The 19,828-nt window shown below is 66.5% G+C and carries 18 protein-coding genes and 2 pseudogenes; 14 read left to right on the top strand and 6 right to left on the bottom strand.

Translation table 11 applies throughout. The features are described from left to right. The first annotated feature begins 191 nt into the window (after positions 1–191). Positions 192–1,256, top strand: a complete 1,065-nt coding sequence (locus ACWDMM_RS01120) for a universal stress protein (protein ID WP_449935342.1) — start codon at positions 192–194, stop codon at positions 1,254–1,256. Positions 1,257–1,343: 87 nt separating this feature from the next. Here the strand turns inward: ACWDMM_RS01120 and ACWDMM_RS01115 are convergent. Beyond that, positions 1,344–1,581, bottom strand: a pseudogene (locus ACWDMM_RS01115) (carboxyl transferase domain-containing protein); the annotation flags it as partial. Then, positions 1,581–1,748, bottom strand: a pseudogene (locus tag ACWDMM_RS01110) (carboxyl transferase domain-containing protein); the annotation flags it as partial. The pseudogenes ACWDMM_RS01110 and ACWDMM_RS01115, both read right to left, overlap by 1 nt. 34 nt (positions 1,749–1,782) lie before the next feature. Here ACWDMM_RS01110 and ACWDMM_RS01105 point away from each other — a divergent pair. From ACWDMM_RS01105 to ACWDMM_RS01090, 4 genes are all read left to right on the top strand, one after another. Beyond that, complete coding sequence (locus ACWDMM_RS01105) at positions 1,783–2,334, top strand: dihydrofolate reductase family protein (protein ID WP_195081291.1); 552 nt, start codon at positions 1,783–1,785, stop codon at positions 2,332–2,334. Positions 2,335–2,573: 239 nt separating this feature from the next. Further along, on the top strand, positions 2,574–3,305 hold the full coding sequence (locus ACWDMM_RS01100; protein WP_195081290.1) for a dienelactone hydrolase family protein: 732 nt from the start codon (positions 2,574–2,576) through the stop codon (positions 3,303–3,305). Between the two features lie 412 nt (positions 3,306–3,717). Further along, a complete protein-coding gene (locus tag ACWDMM_RS01095) occupies positions 3,718–4,521 on the top strand; it encodes an LLM class flavin-dependent oxidoreductase (RefSeq protein WP_195081289.1) in 804 nt (267 codons plus the stop codon). Between the two features lie 263 nt (positions 4,522–4,784). After that, complete coding sequence (locus ACWDMM_RS01090) at positions 4,785–5,840, top strand: alpha/beta hydrolase family protein (protein ID WP_195081288.1); 1,056 nt, start codon at positions 4,785–4,787, stop codon at positions 5,838–5,840. Between the two features lie 76 nt (positions 5,841–5,916). On the opposite strand, the gene ACWDMM_RS01085 is transcribed toward ACWDMM_RS01090, so the two are convergent. Further along, the gene (locus tag ACWDMM_RS01085) at positions 5,917–6,837 is read right to left on the bottom strand and encodes an NADP-dependent oxidoreductase (RefSeq protein ID WP_357206052.1); all 921 of its coding nucleotides are present in this window, start codon (positions 6,835–6,837) and stop codon (positions 5,917–5,919) included. 157 nt (positions 6,838–6,994) lie between these two features. On the opposite strand from ACWDMM_RS01085, the gene ACWDMM_RS01080 reads away from it, so the two are divergent. From ACWDMM_RS01080 to ACWDMM_RS01060, 5 genes are all read left to right on the top strand, one after another. Then, the gene (locus ACWDMM_RS01080; RefSeq protein WP_195081286.1) at positions 6,995–7,621 is read left to right on the top strand and encodes an HD domain-containing protein; all 627 of its coding nucleotides are present in this window, start codon (positions 6,995–6,997) and stop codon (positions 7,619–7,621) included. Between the two features lie 388 nt (positions 7,622–8,009). Next, complete coding sequence (locus ACWDMM_RS01075; RefSeq protein WP_195081285.1) at positions 8,010–8,570, top strand: hypothetical protein; 561 nt, start codon at positions 8,010–8,012, stop codon at positions 8,568–8,570. A 16-nt stretch (positions 8,571–8,586) separates the two neighbouring features. Beyond that, positions 8,587–9,915: a Dyp-type peroxidase gene (locus ACWDMM_RS01070; RefSeq protein WP_195081284.1), complete on the top strand. Its 1,329-nt coding sequence runs from the start codon at positions 8,587–8,589 to the stop codon at positions 9,913–9,915. Beyond that, on the top strand, positions 9,912–10,928 hold the full coding sequence (locus tag ACWDMM_RS01065; RefSeq protein WP_195081283.1) for a hypothetical protein: 1,017 nt from the start codon (positions 9,912–9,914) through the stop codon (positions 10,926–10,928). Before ACWDMM_RS01070 ends, ACWDMM_RS01065 begins: the two co-directional genes overlap by 4 nt. Before the next feature lie 54 nt (positions 10,929–10,982). After that, positions 10,983–11,387 (top strand): DUF7144 family membrane protein, encoded by a 405-nt coding sequence (locus ACWDMM_RS01060; RefSeq protein WP_195081282.1) that lies wholly within the window; start codon positions 10,983–10,985, stop codon positions 11,385–11,387. 105 nt (positions 11,388–11,492) lie between these two features. Here the strand turns inward: ACWDMM_RS01060 and ACWDMM_RS01055 are convergent, their stop codons facing one another. After that, the gene (locus ACWDMM_RS01055; protein WP_195081281.1) at positions 11,493–12,887 is read right to left on the bottom strand and encodes a hypothetical protein; all 1,395 of its coding nucleotides are present in this window, start codon (positions 12,885–12,887) and stop codon (positions 11,493–11,495) included. A gap of 551 nt (positions 12,888–13,438) precedes the next feature. Between ACWDMM_RS01055 and ACWDMM_RS01050 the strand changes: the two genes are divergently transcribed. Both ACWDMM_RS01050 and ACWDMM_RS01045 read left to right on the top strand, forming a co-directional pair. Further along, a complete protein-coding gene (locus tag ACWDMM_RS01050; RefSeq protein ID WP_195081427.1) occupies positions 13,439–13,891 on the top strand; it encodes a DUF6325 family protein in 453 nt (150 codons plus the stop codon). 42 nt (positions 13,892–13,933) lie between these two features. Then, positions 13,934–14,224 carry an SHOCT domain-containing protein gene (locus tag ACWDMM_RS01045; protein ID WP_195081280.1) on the top strand — a complete coding sequence of 97 codons (291 nt, stop codon included), beginning with the start codon at positions 13,934–13,936 and terminating at the stop codon, positions 14,222–14,224. A 9-nt stretch (positions 14,225–14,233) separates the two neighbouring features. Here the strand turns inward: ACWDMM_RS01045 and ACWDMM_RS01040 are convergent, their stop codons facing one another. Both ACWDMM_RS01040 and ACWDMM_RS01035 read right to left on the bottom strand, forming a co-directional pair. Then, complete coding sequence (locus ACWDMM_RS01040) at positions 14,234–15,610, bottom strand: MFS transporter (RefSeq protein WP_195081279.1); 1,377 nt, start codon at positions 15,608–15,610, stop codon at positions 14,234–14,236. Positions 15,611–15,623: 13 nt separating this feature from the next. After that, positions 15,624–17,468 (bottom strand): glycoside hydrolase family 15 protein, encoded by a 1,845-nt coding sequence (locus ACWDMM_RS01035; protein WP_195081278.1) that lies wholly within the window; start codon positions 17,466–17,468, stop codon positions 15,624–15,626. 332 nt (positions 17,469–17,800) lie between these two features. On the opposite strand from ACWDMM_RS01035, the gene ACWDMM_RS01030 reads away from it, so the two are divergent. After that, the gene (locus ACWDMM_RS01030; RefSeq protein ID WP_195081277.1) at positions 17,801–18,337 is read left to right on the top strand and encodes a hypothetical protein; all 537 of its coding nucleotides are present in this window, start codon (positions 17,801–17,803) and stop codon (positions 18,335–18,337) included. Positions 18,338–18,386: 49 nt separating this feature from the next. Further along, positions 18,387–19,826, top strand: a complete 1,440-nt coding sequence (locus tag ACWDMM_RS01025) for a DUF2252 domain-containing protein (RefSeq protein ID WP_195081276.1) — start codon at positions 18,387–18,389, stop codon at positions 19,824–19,826. Positions 19,827–19,828: the final 2 nt, after the last annotated feature.

The raw sequence follows: 19,828 nt of genomic DNA, 5'->3' as shown, positions 1-19,828 counted from the left end.
GGCTGGTTCGCGGCAGCGGATTCGTCCAGCGCTGCGGGCAACCATGAGGGTCGATCACCGTTCGGCCGTGCTGTCCGTTTTTGTCGGCTGTGATTCAGCATCGCGCGAACCAGCAGCACAGGTGACGGGCCGAAGGTCATCGAATATCAGGTCCTCTGACCACGATCGGCCCGGCGGTGTATCGGCATCGTGTGTCCTGGGGAACGGCCGGAACCGGCCCTCGGCGAACCCGAGATTCGGCCGGTCACGGCCCGGTCGGAGCACACTCTCGACGAAGGTCATCGGACGTTCCCGCGGGGCCATCGGACCCTAGACCGCTCGACGACATCGGGACGACCCTGGTGTCGCATCGATGCCGGGATGCGCCGGCCGAGGCAGGAAAGGGCGAACAGATGTCTACCAGCAGCAATCCTCCCGTCCTCGTCGGCGTCGACGGCTCGCCTGTCGCGCTTGCGGCGCTACGCTGGGCAGCTGTCGACGCTGCCCGGCACAACGTACCGCTGCACCTCGTCTACGCGATCGGCGTTCTCGGTGTATTCGGATCGGGCTTCGAGCTGGAACAGTTCGACTTCGACGGTTATCGGCGAGGCGGGCTGGAAGCGCTCGAAACCGCCCGCGCGACCGCCGTGTCCGAATCCGCGTCGATCGCCGAACTCGAGATCACCACCGAACTGGTGGACGCGCCTCCGATCCCGCTGCTGCGCGATCGGTCGAAGACCGCGCGACTGCTCGTGCTCGGCACCCACGGGCTCGGCACCGTCAACCGCAGGCTCCTGGGCTCGGTGAGCACCGCACTGGCGCGGCACGCCGCATGCCCAGTCGCGGTGATTCCGGAAACAATCGCGCCGCCCGACGGGCCGGTGGTGGTCGGCGTCGACGGCTCACGCAGCAGCGCGCACGCCGTCGAGATCGCTTTCGACGAGGCCGCTTTCCGCGGTGCCGAACTCGTCGCGGTGCACACTTGGTCGGATTTCCTGCACTTCGGATCATCCGAACAGAGGCAGGAGGAGGGTGAAGAACTGCTCTCGCGGAGTATCGCCGGATTCGGTGAAAAGTATCCGGAGGTCCCGGTGCACCGCATCGTGACCGTGGACCGACCCGCAGAGCGGCTTCTCATGGTCGGCGAGAAAGCTCAGCTGATCGTCGTCGGCAGCCACGGTCGCGGTGGTTTCCCCGGGATGACGCTCGGCTCCGTCGGTCAAGCCGTCCTGCACGCGGCCGACGTTCCCGTGATCATCGCCAGATCGGCGAGTTGACGAAGACGGAGCCGGGGCGAGCCACTCTGCGGCCAGCCCATCGGTCCCAGGAACACCCTGGTCGGCAACTCGTGGGCGATCCGGGTGTCAGAGCGGAATGTCGCCGTGCTTCTTCGGGGGCATGGCGACCATCTTGCGCTCGAGCAGTCGCAGGGCGGAGACGATCTGGTCGCGGGTGTGCGAGGGCGGAATGACCCGCGTCCACGTAGCCGCGCTCGGCGGCGACGTACGGGTTCACGAGCGTGTCCTCGTACTCGTTCTGGAGCGCGAGCCGCAGCGCATCGACGTCCGCGCCGTCTTCGGCGGCCTGCTGCAGCTGCTTGCGAGGTCTTCTTCGGTGAGCGAGTCCTCGATCGCGCCGTCGATCGGGTCGGTGGCCGGGAACCGCGGGGCCTCGGCCCGGTTGTTGCTGGGCAGGTAGGACAGCAGGTCCTTGACGTAGTCCAGGGCGTCTTACTCGCCGGAGGCGACGTAGTGCTCCACGCCGGACCGATGAGTTCCGAGCGCGTAGGAGGTCTACCCGGTCATGAGGAAACTGATCTACGGCTTCGGCGTGTCCCTGGACGGCTACATCAACGACCGGGACGGCAGCATCGACTGGACCGACCCGGACGAGGAACTGCACCAGTTCCACAACGACCGCTACCGCGAGATCGAGATCTCGCTGCACGGCCGTCGCCTGTACGAGCTGATGGCCGAGTACTGGCCGCACGTGCCCGAGGACGCGCCGCGCATCGAGCGCGAGTTCGGCAGGCTCTGGATGGACAAGCCGAAGGTCGTCTTCTCCCGCACGCTCACCGATGTCCACTGGAACAGCACGCTGGTCAGCGAGAACGCGGTCGAGGAAGTCCGCAGGCTCAAGGCTGGAGGCGATGGCGTCATGGAGGTCGGTGGCGCGAGCCTGGCGGCCTCGCTGATGCCACACGGGCTGATCGACGAGTACCAGCTGTTCGTCTTGCCCGTGGCGCTCGGCGGCGGCACACCGATGTTCCCGTCGCTGGACACGCGCATCCGGCTCCGATTGGTCGAGACGAGGCACTTCGACACCGCGGTGATGCTGCGCTACCTCGCCGAGTGAGGTTCGTTCGACCGCAGCAGCTCTCGCTGTGCAAGCGAGTCGGCTCGGTGGGCCCACGGGCTCCGCAAAATCCGTTGGCGGGCCGCCGAGACGCTGCTAGCCTTCCGGAAGCCGTGCCAGAGAACGAGGAGGTGGTACCCGTGAACACAGTATTCACATGGGTGCTCCCCTCTGGGGTCACGGTCGGGCGATAGGTCGTCCGGGAGCGCCGCTCGAGAGCACTCCCGAAAGGCACGACCATGCACTTCACTTCCGAACAGCGCTTCGATGACGGCGTCCTCGAACGCGAGTTCACCCTCGGCGAGATTCCGGGCATCCTGTGGACGCCCGGATCCGCATCCGCACCGGCGCCGCTGATCCTGATCGGCCACCCCGGCGGACTGCGTCAGATGTATCCCCGACTGGTGGCCCGTGCCAGGCACTCCGCGGCGGAGGGCTTCGCCGCGGCCACCATCGAGCTCCCCGGCAGCGGTGACCGGCCCCGGTCGGCCGCCGCCGAGCAGGCTCGCGCCGACCTGCGTAGGGCGGTGGAGGCGGGCGGACCGGTCGACGACGAGATCGTCGACCGGCTCGTCCTCCCACTGGTCGAAAAGGCGGTTCCGGAATGGCGGGCCGCCCTGGACGCCCTCCTTTCGCTGCCCGAGATCGGCGGCCCGGTCGGGTATTCGGGAGGGGTGATCTCCATCGGCATCCGGCTGGCGGTGGTCGAGCCGCGAATCTCGGCCGCCGTCCTGTTCGCCGGCAGTTTCGTGCCCCGCAGCATGTTCGAGGAAGCCCGGCAGATCACCATTCCGCTGCACGTCCTGCTGCAGTGGGACGACGAAGGAAACGACCGGCAGATGGCCCTTGACCTGTTCGACGCCTTCGGCTCGAAGGAGAAGACGCTGCACGCCAATATGGGCGGGCACACCGGCGTCCCGCAGTTCGAGGGGGACAACGCAAACCGGTTCTTCGCCCGGCACCTGAGGTGAGACCGGACCGTCAGGCCGCCCAGCAGACGATAGGAGCTGTCGGCCTGGCGCCGCTCATCTAGGGCAGGTCCCCGGCTCTTCTCGATGGCGGTGGCCGACAGATGCACAGCCGGCCCCGACCGCGCCAGTACCGGTCATCAGCGGTACCGGCCGGTCGGGGCGCGCTGCACAGGTATCGGCGTCGGGACGGTCCAGCCGATGGGGTCGTATGTTCAACGGTCGACGACGTGACCGGGAGACGAGTACCGCGGACAACGATTCATGGTGTTCGCAGCAGTGTGCGCCTCGATCTCGACCGCACCGATGAACTCCGGGTGGATTCGTCGTCGATGTCTTTGGATGGGCCGAATGATCTCATGGCCTCCCATGGGGGCCTGCAGGTGATCGCGCAGAAACGGAGAGGAATCCAAGCATGACGAGACCGTTTCGATTCGGGGTCGTTGCCCCGTTCAGAACCGACCTGCCGACGTGGCCGGCCCGCGTGCGTCGCATCGCCGACAGCGGCTACTCGACACTGTTGATGCCCGACGTCCCGCAATGGCAACCGGCACCCGGCCCCGCGCTGGCCACCGCCGCGGCCCTTACCGACCTGCGCGTGGGCACCTGGGTTTACGCCTCCCCGCTACGCCCGGCCTGGATGACGGCGTGGGAGGCCCACTCGCTGTCCGAGCTCACCGGCGGCCGCTTCGAGCTGGGCATCGGCACCGGCAGACCAGGGATCGAAAACGAACTCCGGGAGAGAGGACTGCCAGCCGTCCCGCCGAACGAGCGGCTGGCCCAAGTGCGTGAGACCATCATGGCGCTGCGAGACCTCGACGGCCCCGACTGTCACACGCCCGTCGTGATGGCCGTACGCGGTCCGAAAGCCCGTGCATTGGCAGCCGAGGTCGCGGACACCGTCACCTTCGCACTGATGCCGGATGAGTCCCGGGCCGAAGTCACACGGCTGGCACACGACGTCCGCGCGCTCGCAGACCTCGAACTCGCCCTGCACGTGCCGATCATCGGCGACACGGTCGCGCCGTTCATGGCGCCTCCCGACACCGATCCTGCCGCCCTTCCACCGGACTCGCTGGCCGTGCTTCCGGCGGACCCGGCGGCCGCCGCCGAGGAAATCCAGCGGCGACGGGAGGAGATCGGCTTCTCCTATTTCGTCTTCGGCGCCGACTCCGCCGAGAAGTTCGCTCCGCTCGTCGCCGAACTCGCCGGGCGTTAGTCGGGCGAGGAATGACTCCCGAGATCGACCACACCGCAGTCGCGGCCGTATCGAGTGTGTTCTGTAGGGTGGCGATCCAATGGTGACCGAAGCCGGGGGATGTGATGGCACGCAGACGTTTACGACGATTCGCGATCATCACGACGGTGGCGTGGGCGGCCGCCATGGTCCCAGCGGCGCCGGGCGGGGCCGCCCCTGGTTTGGTCTCAGCCGACGCTGTGGTCGTGTCTGTGCCTGCACCTACCGGCGGCAACCCTGTCGGCGTGGCCGAGCTTCATCTCACCGACCCCGGCCGGTCCGACCCGTGGGACGAAGGCCGCCGGGAGGTCCTGGTTCAGATCTGGTATCCGGCACAGGACTCGGGTACTTCCGCGACGGCGGCCTGGATGTCACCTGGCGGGCGGGAGGAACAAGCCGACTACCTCGCCGAACTCGGCGTCCCACGACAACGCTGGTCGCTGGGCGCGAGTCACAGCTACCCGGATCGACCGGCACGCGAAGGAGCCGGCAGGTTCCCGATCCTGTTGAACTCCCCTGGAATGGGCGATGCCACTGGCTGGAGTACCGCCCAGGCCGAGGACCTGGCCAGCCACGGGTATGTCGTGGTCGCGATCAACCATACGCACGAGGCGTTCTCCGTCCATTTCCCCGACGGGCGGGTCGAACATACAGTTGTCCCGCTGGATTCGCCGCTAGAGGTTCTGCGGGATGTCCTGCTTCCGACGCGGGTGGCTGACACCCGCTTCGTGCTCGATGAACTCTCGGCGGCCGCCACCGGACAGGGATCGCGGGCCGGTGGGCCCCTGCCTACCGGATTGGCCGAGCGCATGGACATGACAAAGGTAGGGATGTTCGGGCATTCGCTCGGTGGCTCGACCACGGTGCAGGCTTTAGCCGACGAACCCAGAATCCGCGCCGGCATCAATTTGGATGGACCGATCCTGGGATCGGTCGCCGCGGAAGGGACCGACAAGCCCCTGCTCATGCTCGCCGGTGGCGCCTCTCCCTGGTACGGCCATCCGGGCTGGGAGCCGTACTGGCGCAACAACACCGGCGTGAAGCTGCCCCTTCAGGTGTCGGGCACCGAGCACATGTCGTTCTGCGACCAGCAGACGATCCTGCCGCAACTGACCGCTGCCGGGCTGCTCTCGGCAGAAACAACGACGAAAGCAGTCGGCAAGATCGACTCCCAGCGGTCGATCGACTTGCAACGGATCTATCTGCGGACCTTCTTCGACGCAGTCTTCGGCCAGAACAACGTCAGCGTCGTCGACGCGATCACCGCCCTGGCCCAACCCGAAGTCCTCCCCCACCTGTAGCGGCCGCGTCCCAGCGAACCAGGAGCTGTCGACGCGGACGCGGATGCCATCGGTGCCGCGCAGCGATCGGCGAACCTCAGTCGGTGACCACTTTGATGATTGTTCTGCCTCGAGTGCGGCCATCGGGGCTGAAGGCTTTGGGGGCCTCGGTCAGGGAGCGGACTGTGGTGACGAGAGGGACGAGCCTGCCCTGGTGGAGGCGGGTGGCCAGTTGGGCGAGTTGGTCGCGGTTGGGTTCCACGACGAAGAAGATGGCTCGGCCGTCCTGGGGGTGGATGGTGGGTGGACCGGCGATGGTGACGAGGGTGCCGCCAGGGCGTAGGAGCGCGGTGGACCGGTCGCGGATGTCACCGCCGATCACGTCGAGTACCACGTCGACCGCGCCGGCGTCCTCCAAGGCTCCGCCGTCCAGGTCGATGAACTCGTGGACACCCAGATCGCGGGCCGTGCCCTCGTCGGAGGCTCGGCCGGTGCCGATGATGCGGGCTCCTGCCTCATGGGCCAGTTGTGCGGCGACGGAGCCGACTGCGCCGCCGACTCCGTGGATGAGGACCGTTTGGCCTGCTTTCAGGTGAGCGTGGTCGAACAGGGCCTGCCAAGCCGTCAAGCCGGAGATCGGTAGAGCGGCCGCGGCGACGTGGTCGACGTCGGCCGGGAGCGGGGCCAGGTTGCGGGCCTCCACGGCGGTGCACTCCGCGAGCGCACCGTCGCGGGCCCAGTCGGTCACGCCGAAGACGCGCTGCCCTACCGTGAGACCAGTGGTTCCGTAGCCGAGCTCGGCGACGACGCCTGAGAGTTCGTGACCGGGGACGCTGGGGGTGCGGTCGCGGCCGGCGCGGTCGGTCCACGTGCCCGGCCAGTCCAGCTCGCCGCGGGTGAAGCCGGCCGCGTGGACTCGCACGATGACATCGTTCTCGGCGGCGTGAGGGTGGGGCAGATCGGTCAGGGTCAATCCGGCGACGCCGGCTTCGCGGTCGCGGACTGTGATGGCTCGCATGGCGATCCTTCCGGGAGTCGTAGGACTGATCGGTTTCGACGGTACGCACTCCGGTCCGCCGGCGGCGGGCCACTGGCGGGACTCTCTGGGTCGGCAATGAATGTCCACGCCCGTGCCGTCGCAACGGACCAGGGCCTCCACGCCGTACTGTCGAAGCATGAGCGATCTGGACGACCTCGTGATTCCCGAGACGGCCACCTCATCGGCCGCCTTGGAGGTGGCCTCCGCTTACCACTGCGCCGCCTTGCTGAACCACTCGCACCGCGTCTATGTCTGGGCGGCTGCCTACGGCAGACAGCAGGGCATCCGGTACGACTCCGAGCTGCTGTTCACGGCTGCGATGCTCCACGACATCGGCTTGGCGCCGGAGTTCGACAGCCACACGGTCTCCTTCGAGGAGGCAGGCGGCCATGTCGCCCGGGTGTTCGCCGCCGGGGCCGGTTGGCCGAGCGAGCGCCGCGAACACCTCGGCGAAGTCATCGCCAGGCATATGGGGCCCGACGTGGACGTGGCCGACGACCCGGAAGGCCACATGCTGTCGCGGGCGGCGGCGTTGGACGTCGTGGGACAGAACATCGACGATTTCAGCCCCGCCTTCCGTGCCGAAGTACTCCGGCGGTACCCCCGGCTCGGGTTCGCCGACGAGTTCCTCGCCCGCTTCCAGGTCCAGGCCGACCGGAAGACCGGCAGCTCCGCCGCGCGTGCCGTTCAATCGGGCCTCGCCATGAGGATGGCCGCGAATCCTTTGGACGCCGATTCCGGGCATACGCACGATGAACGGTAGGGCAACGTCCGCGTATCTCAGTCGTTTCGAGAATGACTCGTCGTCGACGCCGTAGAAGTGGATTGTCACCATTCCGAGCACGGAACGCGCACTGTACGCAACGACGGAATATCGAACATCCAATAGGTGAAGCAACCCCGGCAGTTCGACTTTCCACGTACGGAGTAACACGGCATGGCGGAGTGCCGTGCCTGCTAAACTGACCGCGTAGGCACCGCCGCGAGGCGGTCGGTATATATGCCAGATCCGCGGCGGTCGCCGCTGGCGGCGGTACGCTCCGCGCGGAACTTCGTTGCGCCTCGCGTCGACTGCGATTCTGATGAAGAAGCCCGCCATCTCGGAGTCTTGACAGTGCCACTGGAGCCATCCTGCTGGAGACGGAGGCGACATGACGACAGGTGATCGGGATTGGTCCGAGCCGGCGGCGGTGGCCATTCCGAAAGAAGGATACTTCGAGCTGGAAAATGGCCGGTACGGACCGATATTTCCCCGTACACCCGCCAATTACGGATTCTCGATCATCGCGAAGGTCAAACCCGGCCGTGAGGCGGCGATCCGGGAGTACGGTAAACAGCTCGAGGCCGCGGTCGAGGAAGACCCCACGGTGCTGGCGCCGCTGCGGCTGCACTACCTGCGGTGGTTGCTGTTCGACATCGGTGACGGGCTGTACTTCCAGTATCAGGGGATCTTCGACACCGACTTCGACAAGTACGTCGAGGACGCTGTCGCTCTGTTCTCGTCGACAGGTATCACAACAGTATTCGTCAACCTCGAAGGCTTCCCCGAGGACTGGAGGACCGATATCGACGCCGTCGTCGAATTCTTCCGTGAGCATCAATGCCCGAGCTTCCTGGAGTACGGCGAGTACCCGTATGTGACCGGGGAAGAGATCAAGAAGGCACTGCGGATGAAGGCGGCGTTCTCCGACATGCTCGACCAAATGCAGTAGCACCACGAGGTCCTCGATGCTCGAAGTCGACGATATCCAGCACATCGTGCTGACCCGCGTCCCCGCGCTGACCGGTCGCTACGAGTTCTTGTCGTTCGCCGGTGGCGACGGTGCGCGGGCGTGGTTGTCGGCCATGGTCGATCAGGTCGCCTCGGCGGCAGACGCGCAGCGGGGTGCGAGCACCGACCGCCGATGGGTGACACTCGCGTTCACCTGGACCGGGCTGCGCGCACTCGGTGTGCCCGAACCATCGCTGGCGACGTTTCCCGAGGAGTTCCGGCAGGGCATGGCAGCCCGGGCGGACATCCTCGGTGACGTCGGGCTCGACCACCCCGACCACTGGGTCGGTGGATTGGCCGGTGACCAGCTACATGCGATCGCCATCCTGTTCGCCCACGACGACGCCGAACGCGCTCGCTGTATTCGAGCGCACGACGAACTCCTCACCCGCTGTGCGGGAGTGACGGTGCTCTCGTCGCTGGATGTGGCGGCCGTTCCGCCGTTGGAGTACGCGCACGACCATTTCGGCTACCGCGACCGGTTGTCGCAGCCGGTGATCGAAGGCTCCGGTGAACAGCCGACGCCGGGCACGGGCGCTCCGATCAGAGCCGGCGAGTTCCTCTTGGGATATCCCGACGAGGCAGGCCCTCCCGTCGGATTGCCGCAACCGCAGCGGTTGTCGCGCAACGGCAGCTACATGGCCTACCGGCGCCTGCAGGAACATGTCGGGCGCTTTCGCGATTTCCTCGCCGAGCACAGCGACACCCCGGATGAGCAGGAGTTGCTGGCCGCGAAACTGATGGGTCGCTGGCGAAGCGGCGCCCCGTTGGTGCTCGCACCCGAGAAGGACGACCCCGAACTCGGGGCCGACATGCAGCGCAACAACGATTTCAACTACAAAGAGATGGACCCCTACGGGTACGCGGCACCCCTGGGTTCGCATATCCGCAGGCTCAATCCCCGCGATACCGCGGTGAACATGCAACGTCGGCGTCTGATCCGCCGGGGCGCCACCTACGGACCGCACCTGCCGGAAGACGTTCCCGAGGACGGCGCCGAACGTGGCATCGCGGCCTTCGTCCTGTGCGCGAGCTTGGTGCGCCAATTCGAGTTCGCCCAGAACGTGTGGATCAACGACAAAACGTTCCACGAACTCGGCAACGAGCGCGACCCGATCATCGGCAATCAAGACGGCACTCTGGAATACAAGATTCCGCAACGTCCGATTCGCAGAACCATCAAGGGATTACCGGCGTTCACCACTCTCCGAGGCGGCGCGTACTTCTTCCTGCCCGGTCTCCGCGCACTGCGTTACCTCTGTACCGACGGCGAGGTAGCACCATGAGCACCATCTCTCCGGCGCGCACCTACAACCAGTGGCAGCTGCCGCGCCCCCACACGTCCGGCAGACGCCGATTGAGTATCTACTGGACCTGGAGCTATCCCTGGGAAGCCCAGCGCGACCCCGCCGGGCTGGACAATCGTTTCTCCACCATGACCGAAGTGCGCCAAGCCACCTGGCCGGCCTACGAGACACCCGAATACGACACCGCCCACTTCCTGCAAGGCATCGCGGGAACGCTGGAGCTGTTCCACCGTTCCACGCTTACCTTTCAGCAGGTCGCCGCGGAGGCCACCGGCCATCCCGTCGCGGTCTACCAGCGCATCGATCAGGCCGGGTTCGAACTGCCCATCGACGAACGCGTTTTGAGCGACACCGACACTTTGATGATCTTCGGCCTCGACCACGTGGCCGGCCAGGCAGCAGCCTCCCCGGCCGAGATCGCGGCCATCGACGAGTGGCTGCAACGCGAAGACACCTGCCTGCTGCTGGCACCCCACCACGACGTCGGCTGCACCGACGACCTCCGGCAACGCCGCGTCGAGCACGAGCACCACCGCGACCCACTGGTGCCACGGCAGCAACGCTTCAGCGCCTACACCCGCTCACTCATGAAAGCCTTCGACGTTCCGGTGCACAACATGTACGGACTGCGTCCCGCCGTCGTCGAGGACACGAAATCCATTGCCCCGCTGACCACATTCCGCGACCTCGATGCCCTGCATCTGCTCGACGACGTCACCACGTTGAACTTCCATCCCCACCTCCCGCACTATCACCTGACCGCACCTGCCAGCGAGTCCGTGCGGCTGCTCGCCCGCCAGCCCGTCGACCGCGAACGACCCCATCCGTTCACCGCCGAGGGCAATACCGAGTTCAACGCCCTGATCTGGCTGCCGCCCACCGAACGACGCGCCGGCGACATCGTGATCGTCGACTCGACCAATTTCACCACGTTGTTCGGAGGGACCGAGAGCCTCGTCAACTTCTGGCGCAATGTCGCACTCATGAAGTGACACCGCATCAAACCCCGCACCGCCCACAGAACCGATCAGAAGAGGTGAACGGCAATGTCAGCAACCGATGAGCATTCCGTCAAGCAGGCAGTCGCCGCCACGACGTCGATCGGCGCAGCGGTTCTTCTGCTCGCGGCCGGCGTCCTGTCGATCTTCCAGGGCATTTCCGCACTCGACAAGGACGACATTCTCGTGTCCGGGCCCAATTACACCTATGAGTTCAGTGCCGCCGGCTGGGGCTGGATCCATCTCGTTCTCGGGATCTTGATCGTGATCGCCGCAGTCGGGCTGATCGCGGGAGCCATGTGGGCGAGGGTGATAGCGGTGTTTCTCGCCGCGTTGTCGATCCTGGCCAACTTCCTCTGGCTGCCGTACTACCCGTGGTGGTCGACCGTCGTGATCGCCTTGGACGTCGTAGTGATCTGGGCGGTGACGACCTGGCGGCCCGGCCGGATCTGACCTGGATGGGATCGAGCACTTCAGCCGGCCACGGTCGGCGCCCGCATCCCGTCTCCTTTCCGCGGAGGAACACGACGCCTCTGGCCGCGCCGGTTGTCCGTCGGCTCACACTCGGGCTGCGGCATCGTCGTCCGTTCCGGGCTCTCCCTGTTGCCGGACGCGGGCGGGACGAATCAGCAGTTCCAACGCGAGTAACGCCAGCAGTGCGCCGAGGATGATCCACACCACTACGAGCCCGGTGGGGTAGCGCCAGAACACCAGCAAGAGCGCGGCAACGCCGAGGATCGTCCAACGCAGCGCCGAGCGGGCTCGGAAAGCCCACTTCTCCACCCGGTTCGGCGGACGAGATCGCCGCAGCCGCTGCACCGCGTCCATGCCTCGACCGAATCCGCGGCGCACCGCGCCGGCCGAGGCCGAGTTTCCGCCCAGGTATGCGCCCAATGCGATCGCCAGGCCGAGCACGGCGATGCCGCGCAGCGCCGTCCGCAGCGGCACGAGGACCGTGTCGATGATCGCGGTGGCTGCCTGCGGCGACAGGACGTCGGCCGGGATCTCGTCCAGATACAGTGCGCGGGCCACGGCCAAGGCGATGGCGAGGATCAACATTCCTGCCGCCAGCGCGAGCCCGACGAACGCCGAGGCGAGCTTGCGACGACCGGGAGGAGCCGCGGCGATCGCGGCCACGGCGGCCGCGATCGTCACCCACGGCAGCACGGCAGAGGCTTTGTCGAGATTGTCGACCGCCCGCTGCGCTCGGACCAGTTCCGGGGATCGGAACAACACGAATTGCTTGTCGACCGCGGGGATCTTCTCGGCGAAGGTAAAGCCGCGGGCGAGCAGCCTGGCTTTGACGTTCTCGATCACCGTGCGCAGGGAGATGGCGACCGTGCCGTTCTCGTCCACCGTCACCGACTCGGGGCCGACGTGCCCGGTGGCCACCGCCACCAAGGCGGTGTGCGCGGCGCGGTTGGCTTGTAGCCACAGGTCTTCGAATTGGTCGCTGCGCACGAAGGACAGCGCGGTGTCGTGGACGAACTCGCGGGCCTGCTGCGTGATCACCGGCGCGAGCCCCTCGACCGCGCGGTCCACCCGTGGCCGGTCCGCTGTCGCAGGGGCGGCGTCGGTGATGGCGGCGAGCGCCTGTGCGGTGAGACCCTCGATGTCAACGCGGGCGAAGATCTCCTCGGTGATCGTATCGGAGACCTCGGTCTGCAGTACCGGATCCGAGGCCAGCGGCGCCACTGTGCTCAGATATCGATCGGTGTCGAGGACCTCTCCGCGCACGAACCGCGACACCACCGTGGTCATCGCCAGAACAGCGACCAGCACCGTCAAGATCGTCACCGCAGTCCAGCGCCACCCATGCCGCGGCGACCGGCGCACGCCGCCGCGCCCTTTCACCCGCAGTGTCGCCACCTCGGCACGCAGCCGCTCGAGCTCCGCGCGTTCGTCGGCGGTCAACTTGCCGCCGGGTGCGTCCTCTCGCGCATCCGAAGCCATCGGTACCCCTTACTCCGAGAACGGACACGGGCAGTTCGCCTGCGTCACCGAGCCGACGGTCTCGGTGCCTGCGCACCTGCTCTTCGTCGGTTGCGTCCACCGCGGCAACCGTCGTCGCGGGGCGGGTTGGCGGCGCCGCCCCGTCTCGGGCGAGGGCGGCGCCGCCCGGTCTCGGCGGAGCGATCCGCCGAGGGCATGGTGAGCTGAACGTTCCAGGGTCCGATGGCTCCACGACCACGGTGCCGAGGACGGCCGGAGTCGGCGACAGCGGATGGTGCGGCGGTTTAAAACTTTCGAGGCAAGATATTCGAATAAGAGGATGCGCTGATTCACGCCGGGGCGGATCCCGTCAGGCGTCCGCCTCCAGTAAAGAAACAGCGACCCGGTGACGATCAGGGGCGTACGCTGGGACCGACATTAGCACCACTCAGCCGATGAGTCCGAGGTTCTTCTCCAACGGCAAGCAATTGATATGCGAAGCAATTCATGCCGGTTCGGTAAGAGAGCCGGATCGATTCGGCTCCCTTTCTCGTGACAGGAAGAGGGCTATTGTGACCGGAACCGATATCGATGCGTTAGGTCCCATCGATTATCTCGTGATCGAATTCCCTGCCGACCGGCCTCCGGACGGGTCGGCCCTGCCGTTGCTGCGCGACCTCGTCGATCGGGGCATCATCCGGGTGTTGGACTTGGCGTTCGTCCGCAAGGACGCCGACGGCGCACTTTTCGGAGTCGACATAGCCGACCTCGGTCTCGAAGGGGACGTCGATATCACCCTCTTCGCGGAGGCGGGTTCGGGCTTGCTCGACGACGCCGACCGCAAGGAGGCGGGCAAGGCGCTCGAGCCGGGATGCTCCGCCGCGATCCTCGTCTACGAGAACAGGTGGGCGGCGCCCTTCGCGTCCGCGCTGCGCCGCAACGGCGCCGAACTGGTGGCCACCGGACGTATCCCGGTGGAGAGCATCCTGTCGTCCCTCGAAGTCGCCGAAGCGGGGAACCGATGATGGCACGATCATCGTCACCGGCCCGACAGTAAGGAGAGTGTCATGCCCGGACTGCTGCGTGGCGTAGCCCGCACCGCCATGGTCGCCGGCACCGCCACCGCCGTCTCCAATCGCGTCTCCCGCCGACAGGGACAACGCTGGGCCGTGCAGGATGCCCAGTACGCCGCTGACGTGCAGTCGGCGCCACCACAACCGGCGCAGGCGCCGCGATCCGGCGAGGGTGTGCCGATGGACCGGATCACCGCTTTGAAGGAACTCGCCGAACTCAAAGCGCAGGGTGTGCTCACGGATGCCGAATTCGAAGCCGAGAAGGCCAGAATCCTCCAGTCCTGAGGAAACTTCTTACACGGCAGCGGAAGCGTGCCGGGGCAGCAACGCCCCGGCGACGAATCCTGCCGCTCCGATCGCGGCCAAGACGATCATCGCAGCGGCGTAGGCGTGGCTCGTGAGCCCGGCTACGAGGATGGTTCCCGCGATGGCGGTGCCGAGCGAGGAGCCGAGATTGGACACGCTGCGCGACAGCCCGGAGATCTCGCCCTGCTGGTCCTCGCCGAAACTGGACTGGACGACATTGACCGCCGGGGTCAGCATGACACCGAGTCCGAGGCCGATCAGCAGCAGGCCGGGCGCGAACGCCCACGGATGCACCAGCGTCCCGGCCAGCGCGAGCAGGACGCCGATGCCGGCGATGGTCACGAGAAATCCCGCCATGATGAGGGTGCGCTGCGCGCGCCGCCGCGCCAGCCGTGCGGCGGCCAAGGACGACACCAGCAACCCCAGGGTGGCCGCCGTGAAGATCACACCGGTCTGAATCGCGTTGTATCCCCGGACGACCTGCAGGTAGGCCGCCACGACGAATGATGTTCCCATCAGCAGCAGCCACTGGATGTGTTCGGTGATCAAACCCAGGTTGGAGGTGCGGTTGTGGAACAGGCCGGTCGAGATGAGGGGTTCGCGTCCGGATCGCTCCCGGGCACGGATGTGGAGAAAGAAGCACCCCAGCGCCACCACGCCGAGCAAGAGCAGGAGCAGCATGACCCAGCCGTTGTCGTCGGCCGCCAGGATGCCGGTCACGAGCAGGACCAGACCGGCCGCCGACAGAACCGCGCCACCGATATCGAAGACCCGGGTCGGATCCGGCGGCAACGGGTCGGCGATGCGCCGGCCGAGCAGCACGATCAACGCGACCACCAACGCTTGGAACGCGAACGCCGCCCGCCAGCCGAACGCTGAGGTGATGACTCCGCCGAGCAAGGGGCCGGCCGCCGCACCGATCCCACCCAGCGCCATGATCGCGCCGAAGGCCCGCGCCCGCGAGGTGGTTTCGGTGAACAACAGGGTGGTGAGGATATAGACGGGCGGGATCAGCATCGCGGTGCCGAGGCCCTCCAGAATCGAGTTGCCGAGAATCAGCACACCCAGCCCGGGAGCGAGCGCACTCATCACGGCGCCGACACCGTAGATCGTCAGGCCCAGTTCGAAACAGCGTTTGCGGCCGTAGCGGTCGGTGAGCTTGCCGCCCGGAATCATCAGCGCCGCCATGACGAGCAGGAAGATCGTGATGACGATCTGCACGCCCTGCGCGGTGGTGTTCAAGTCGGCGCTGATGTCGTTGATCATCACGTTCATGTTCGAACCGGCGAAGCTGCAGATGAATTGCGCGAGCGCCAGCGGAACGAGCGCACCGCGGGGAGGGCTGGCCGCACCGGGACCGGGCATCCGCGTGTTCGGCCTATCCGGATGTCGTCGCGGGCCGGGCTTCGGCGCGGTCGAGTTGTTCATCCAGGGCCATGGCGGCCGCGACAAGTGCCAGGTGGGTGAACGCTTGCGGAAAATTGCCCAGCTGCTCGCCGGAAGGACCGATCTCCTCGGCGAAAAGACCCACGTGGTTGGCGTAGGTGAGCATCTTGTCGAAGGCATACCGGGCTTGACCCACCCGTCCGGCACGGGCGAGTGCTTCTACGTACAGGAAGCTGCAGAGATTGAAGGTGCCTTCGACACCACGCAGACCGTCCGGAGATGCTTCCGGGTCGTAGCGGTAGACCAGGCTGTCTCTGACCAGTTCGTCGTCCATCGCGTCGAGAGTGCTCAGCCATACCGGATCCCGCGGCGAAAGAAATCCCATTCGCGGCATCAGCAGCAGTGACGCATCCAGCACATCGGTGGCGTAATGCTGTACGAACGCCTGCCGCTTCGCGCTCCAGCCGCGTTCGACGATCTGGGCGAACACCGCGTCCCGCGCCTGCGACCACCGGGCCACATCGGCCGGCCGCGAGTAGTCGGTGGCCATACGGATACCTCGATCGAACGCCACCCACGTCATCAGGCGGCTGTAGGTGAATTCCTGCTGCCCGCCGCGCGTTTCCCAGATTCCCTCGTCGGGCCGGTCCCAGTGCTCGGTCAGCCAGTCCATGAGGTTCGCGAACGACCGCCAACCCCAGATCCCACCGATGTCCGAGGACTGGGCCAGGGCATCGGCGGCCTCACCGTAGATATCGAGCTGGATCTGGTCGGCCGCCCCGTTCCCGACCCGCACCGGCGCGGACCGGCGATAGCCCTCCAGATGGTCGAGCACCTCCTCTTCGAGGCGGGGGTCGCCGTCGATCCGGTACATGATCTGCAGCGGCTCGCCGGATGCCGTGTCGTCGGCCTCGAGGCGATCGCGCAGCCAGCGCCGGAACGCCAACGCCTCTTCGGTGAAGCCGAGATCGATCAACGCCCGGACCGACAAGGAGGCATCGCGGACCCAGGTGTAGCGGTAGTCCCAGTTGCGCTCGCCGCCGATCTGCTCGGGCAGACCCATCGTGGCCGCGGCGATCGGCGCGCCGGTGGGGTGATAGGTGAGCAGCTTCAAGGTGATCGCCGATCGATTCACCATATCCCGCCACCGGCCCCGGTAGGTGGACGAACGCAGCCACGACTGCCAGAAATCCCGGCACTGCCCGAAGGCGGTGGAGATGTCCTCCCGCGATGGATGCGGCGGAGCCGTACCGTCGCTCGCCATGCTCGTCAACACCAGCACGGCGGTCTCCCCCTCGGAAAGCGTGAAACGAGCCGTGATGTCGCCGTCCTCGGCTTGCAGCAGTACCGGGTCGGTGGCCTGCAGATGCAAGTCCGTGCCCGGGCCGTGGAAGACCGCAGCCCGATCGCCGAGTCGTTCGAGGGTGTGCGCGGCGCGCCCGTAGTCGAATCGCGGGCGGCAGGTCAGCGTGAGCGGCAAGCTACCACGCACCACCCGTGCCACCCGCACCAACCGATGCCGGTCGGTGGGTGCGGAATCGAGGATCGGCACCATGAAATCGGCGACCTCACCGACCCCTTCGGGAGCCATGAACCGAGTGACCAGGATCGCCGTGTCCGGCAGGTACAACTGGCGGATCGCCATTTCCTCGGTCCCGACATCGGCGGCCAGCCCGCAATGTCCGCCCCGCTCACTGTCGAGCAGCGACGCGAAGACGCTCGGCGAATCGAACCGCGGCGTGCACCACCAGTCGATCGTGCCCGCGGAGGAGACCAGGGCCGCAGTCTGCAGATCGCCGACGATGCCGTGCTCGGCGATCGGTGGGTAGGCGTTCACATCCACTCCTTCGTACCGGGAATCGGGCATGACCGAACGGCCCAGAGTGGCTCGCCCAGCGTGCGCACCTCCCTCTCCGGGAGCCACTGTCTCTCACAGTGTGCGCCGCGCCACCGCCGAATGCGTGCGGACCGACGAAAGTAGATCGGTTCGCAAGCGAATCTGCGGCGAATCGAATGATGGTCTCCATCGACACAGAAAAGCCGTCTCGACCAGGATTCGAATCCGAGCGTGGTGAGCGTCGCGCGACAATCAACTGGATCAGCAACCATCCAACGAACTCGGTCCCTTCGATAAGACACCGGTGTGGCCGCTGAACCCTGTGAGGGCTGATGGAAGGCAACAGACACGAACTCTTGCACGGACCCTTGTTCTCCCGCAGCGTTCCACTCGACCGCGGGAACGCGGCCAGCAGGATCAGCGCGTACATCTACGGGAACGTCCTGATCCTCGCGGCCTTGATCCCGGTCACACCGTCCGCCGAGGATGTCGGCATCCTGGTCGTCCTCGGGATCGCCCTCTCCACCTTCATCGCGCATTCCTTCGCCGAAGGCGTCGGTCGATCGGTGCGCCAGAGCCATGCGCTGTCTCCCCAGGAACGATGGGCGGACCTGCGCGACTCCTTGCCCATTCTCAGCTCGGCAGTGCTGCCGTGTGTGATCCTCGCGGCCGCGGCGATCGGATGGATCGAACCACGCACCGCGCAGCTGCTCGCGGAGTCGGCCATACTGGTGCGAATCGGCGGGATCGTCTTCGTCATAGGCCGACTGCACGGCGAGCGGCCGCACCGTTCGACGCTGATCGGCTCGGTGCTCTTGGTCTGCGCCGCCACCGCCGTCGTGGCGGTGAAGGTCATCCTGACCCACTGATCCGCACACCCTCTTATTCGCGCGAGACTCGCAAGAATGGGCCGAAGTCATGACAGAGCGAAACGATCCCGCTGTCGCGGAGTCCGACGAGCACACCGACGCGGCCGACCGATCGACCAGCGCCGAGCGTGCCGAATACGGCAGATCCGTACAGCGCCGGGCGCCGTCCGGCCTGCTGGCCGAATTCGAGCCCAGCATCGATCGGGATCCGCTCGGGCTGCTCGAAACACAGGCCGCGACACGAATCCCCGAACTCGTCCCGGTGCGGTACGGGCGAATGGGCACAGCTCCTTTCGCGTTCTATCGCGGTGCGGCCGTGGTCATGGCCGCGGATCTCGCACATGCCCCCACTACGGGTTTGATCACTCAACTCTGCGGCGACGCCCATCTGAGCAACTTCGGACTGTTCGCGACGCCGGAACGCAATCTCGCCTTCGACCTCGACGACTTCGACGAGACCTATCCCGGCCCGTTCGAATGGGACGTCAAACGACTGGTCACCAGCCTCGCGGTCGCCGGGCGCGACAACAACCACAGCGGCAGACAACGCAGAAAGTATCTCCGTGCCTGCGCCGCCGAGTACCGCGAAGTCATGATTCGCCAGTCAGCCCGCGGAGAACTCGCGGTCTGGTACTCCCATATCGACGCCGTGACCCGATTCGACGAATTACGCGAAGTCCTCGATCCACCGACGAGGAAACGCATAAAGAAGACGATCGACAAGTCCTGGGGCCGAGACAGCGTCCAGGCCCTGTCCAAGCTGACCACCATCGTGGAAGGGCAGCCCCGGATCACGAGTACGCCGCCGCTGATCGTTCCGGTCGAGGAGATCTTCACCGGCGCCGACGCCGAGCAGTTGAACCGTGCGCTGATCCAACGGCTCGATCAGTACCGCGACACGCTACAGTCCGACCGGCGCGCCCTGTTCGACCGATTCGAGTACGTGCAGGCGGCGCGCAAGGTGGTCGGGGTGGGCAGCGTGGGCACCCGGGCATGGATCATCCTCCTTCGCGGGCCGGGCAACGACCCGCTGTTCCTGCAGGCCAAGGAGGCCCAGCCGTCGGTCCTCGCGCAGCATCTCGACGGACCGTCGTTCACCAACCAGGGCGAACGTGTCGTGGCAGGGCAGCGGCTGCTGCAAGCCGCCAGCGACATCTTCCTCGGCTGGCAGCAAGGCGCGGGCGAAGACGGAGTGGTGCGGGACTTCTACGTTCGTCAACTGCGGGACGGCAAAGGATCCGCCGACATCCAGACCATGTCCCCCGAACTGATGACTCGCTACGGCCGACTGTGCGCGTGCGTGCTGGCCTACGCCCACGCCCGCTCCGGCGACCGGTTCTCGATCGCCGGTTACCTCGACGCGGACGACGACTTCGCGGACGCGATGGCCGTGTTCGCCGAAAGTTACGCCGACCGGAACGCACGCGATCACGCCGCGCTGCGCGAGGCGATCGGGAACGGCACGATCACCGCGTGGCGGGAGGTGTGAGG

The sequence above is a fragment of the Nocardia sp. NPDC003726 genome (genome assembly GCF_053586955.1).
This window is presented reverse-complemented; position numbering and strand designations above follow the sequence as displayed.

Coding starts and splice junctions, on each gene's coding strand:
- ACWDMM_RS01105 (WP_195081291.1), top strand. CDS start 1,783: ATGAGGAAACTGATCTACGGCTTCGGCGTGTCCCTGGACGGCTACATC.
- ACWDMM_RS01100 (WP_195081290.1), top strand. CDS start 2,574: ATGCACTTCACTTCCGAACAGCGCTTCGATGACGGCGTCCTCGAACGC.
- ACWDMM_RS01095 (WP_195081289.1), top strand. CDS start 3,718: ATGACGAGACCGTTTCGATTCGGGGTCGTTGCCCCGTTCAGAACCGAC.
- ACWDMM_RS01085 (WP_357206052.1), bottom strand. CDS start 6,837: ATGCGAGCCATCACAGTCCGCGACCGCGAAGCCGGCGTCGCCGGATTG.
- ACWDMM_RS01080 (WP_195081286.1), top strand. CDS start 6,995: ATGAGCGATCTGGACGACCTCGTGATTCCCGAGACGGCCACCTCATCG.
- ACWDMM_RS01075 (WP_195081285.1), top strand. CDS start 8,010: ATGACGACAGGTGATCGGGATTGGTCCGAGCCGGCGGCGGTGGCCATT.
- ACWDMM_RS01070 (WP_195081284.1), top strand. CDS start 8,587: ATGCTCGAAGTCGACGATATCCAGCACATCGTGCTGACCCGCGTCCCC.
- ACWDMM_RS01065 (WP_195081283.1), top strand. CDS start 9,912: ATGAGCACCATCTCTCCGGCGCGCACCTACAACCAGTGGCAGCTGCCG.
- ACWDMM_RS01060 (WP_195081282.1), top strand. CDS start 10,983: ATGTCAGCAACCGATGAGCATTCCGTCAAGCAGGCAGTCGCCGCCACG.
- ACWDMM_RS01055 (WP_195081281.1), bottom strand. CDS start 12,887: ATGGCTTCGGATGCGCGAGAGGACGCACCCGGCGGCAAGTTGACCGCC.
- ACWDMM_RS01045 (WP_195081280.1), top strand. CDS start 13,934: ATGCCCGGACTGCTGCGTGGCGTAGCCCGCACCGCCATGGTCGCCGGC.
- ACWDMM_RS01040 (WP_195081279.1), bottom strand. CDS start 15,610: ATGCCCGGTCCCGGTGCGGCCAGCCCTCCCCGCGGTGCGCTCGTTCCG.
- ACWDMM_RS01030 (WP_195081277.1), top strand. CDS start 17,801: ATGGAAGGCAACAGACACGAACTCTTGCACGGACCCTTGTTCTCCCGC.
- ACWDMM_RS01025 (WP_195081276.1), top strand. CDS start 18,387: ATGACAGAGCGAAACGATCCCGCTGTCGCGGAGTCCGACGAGCACACC.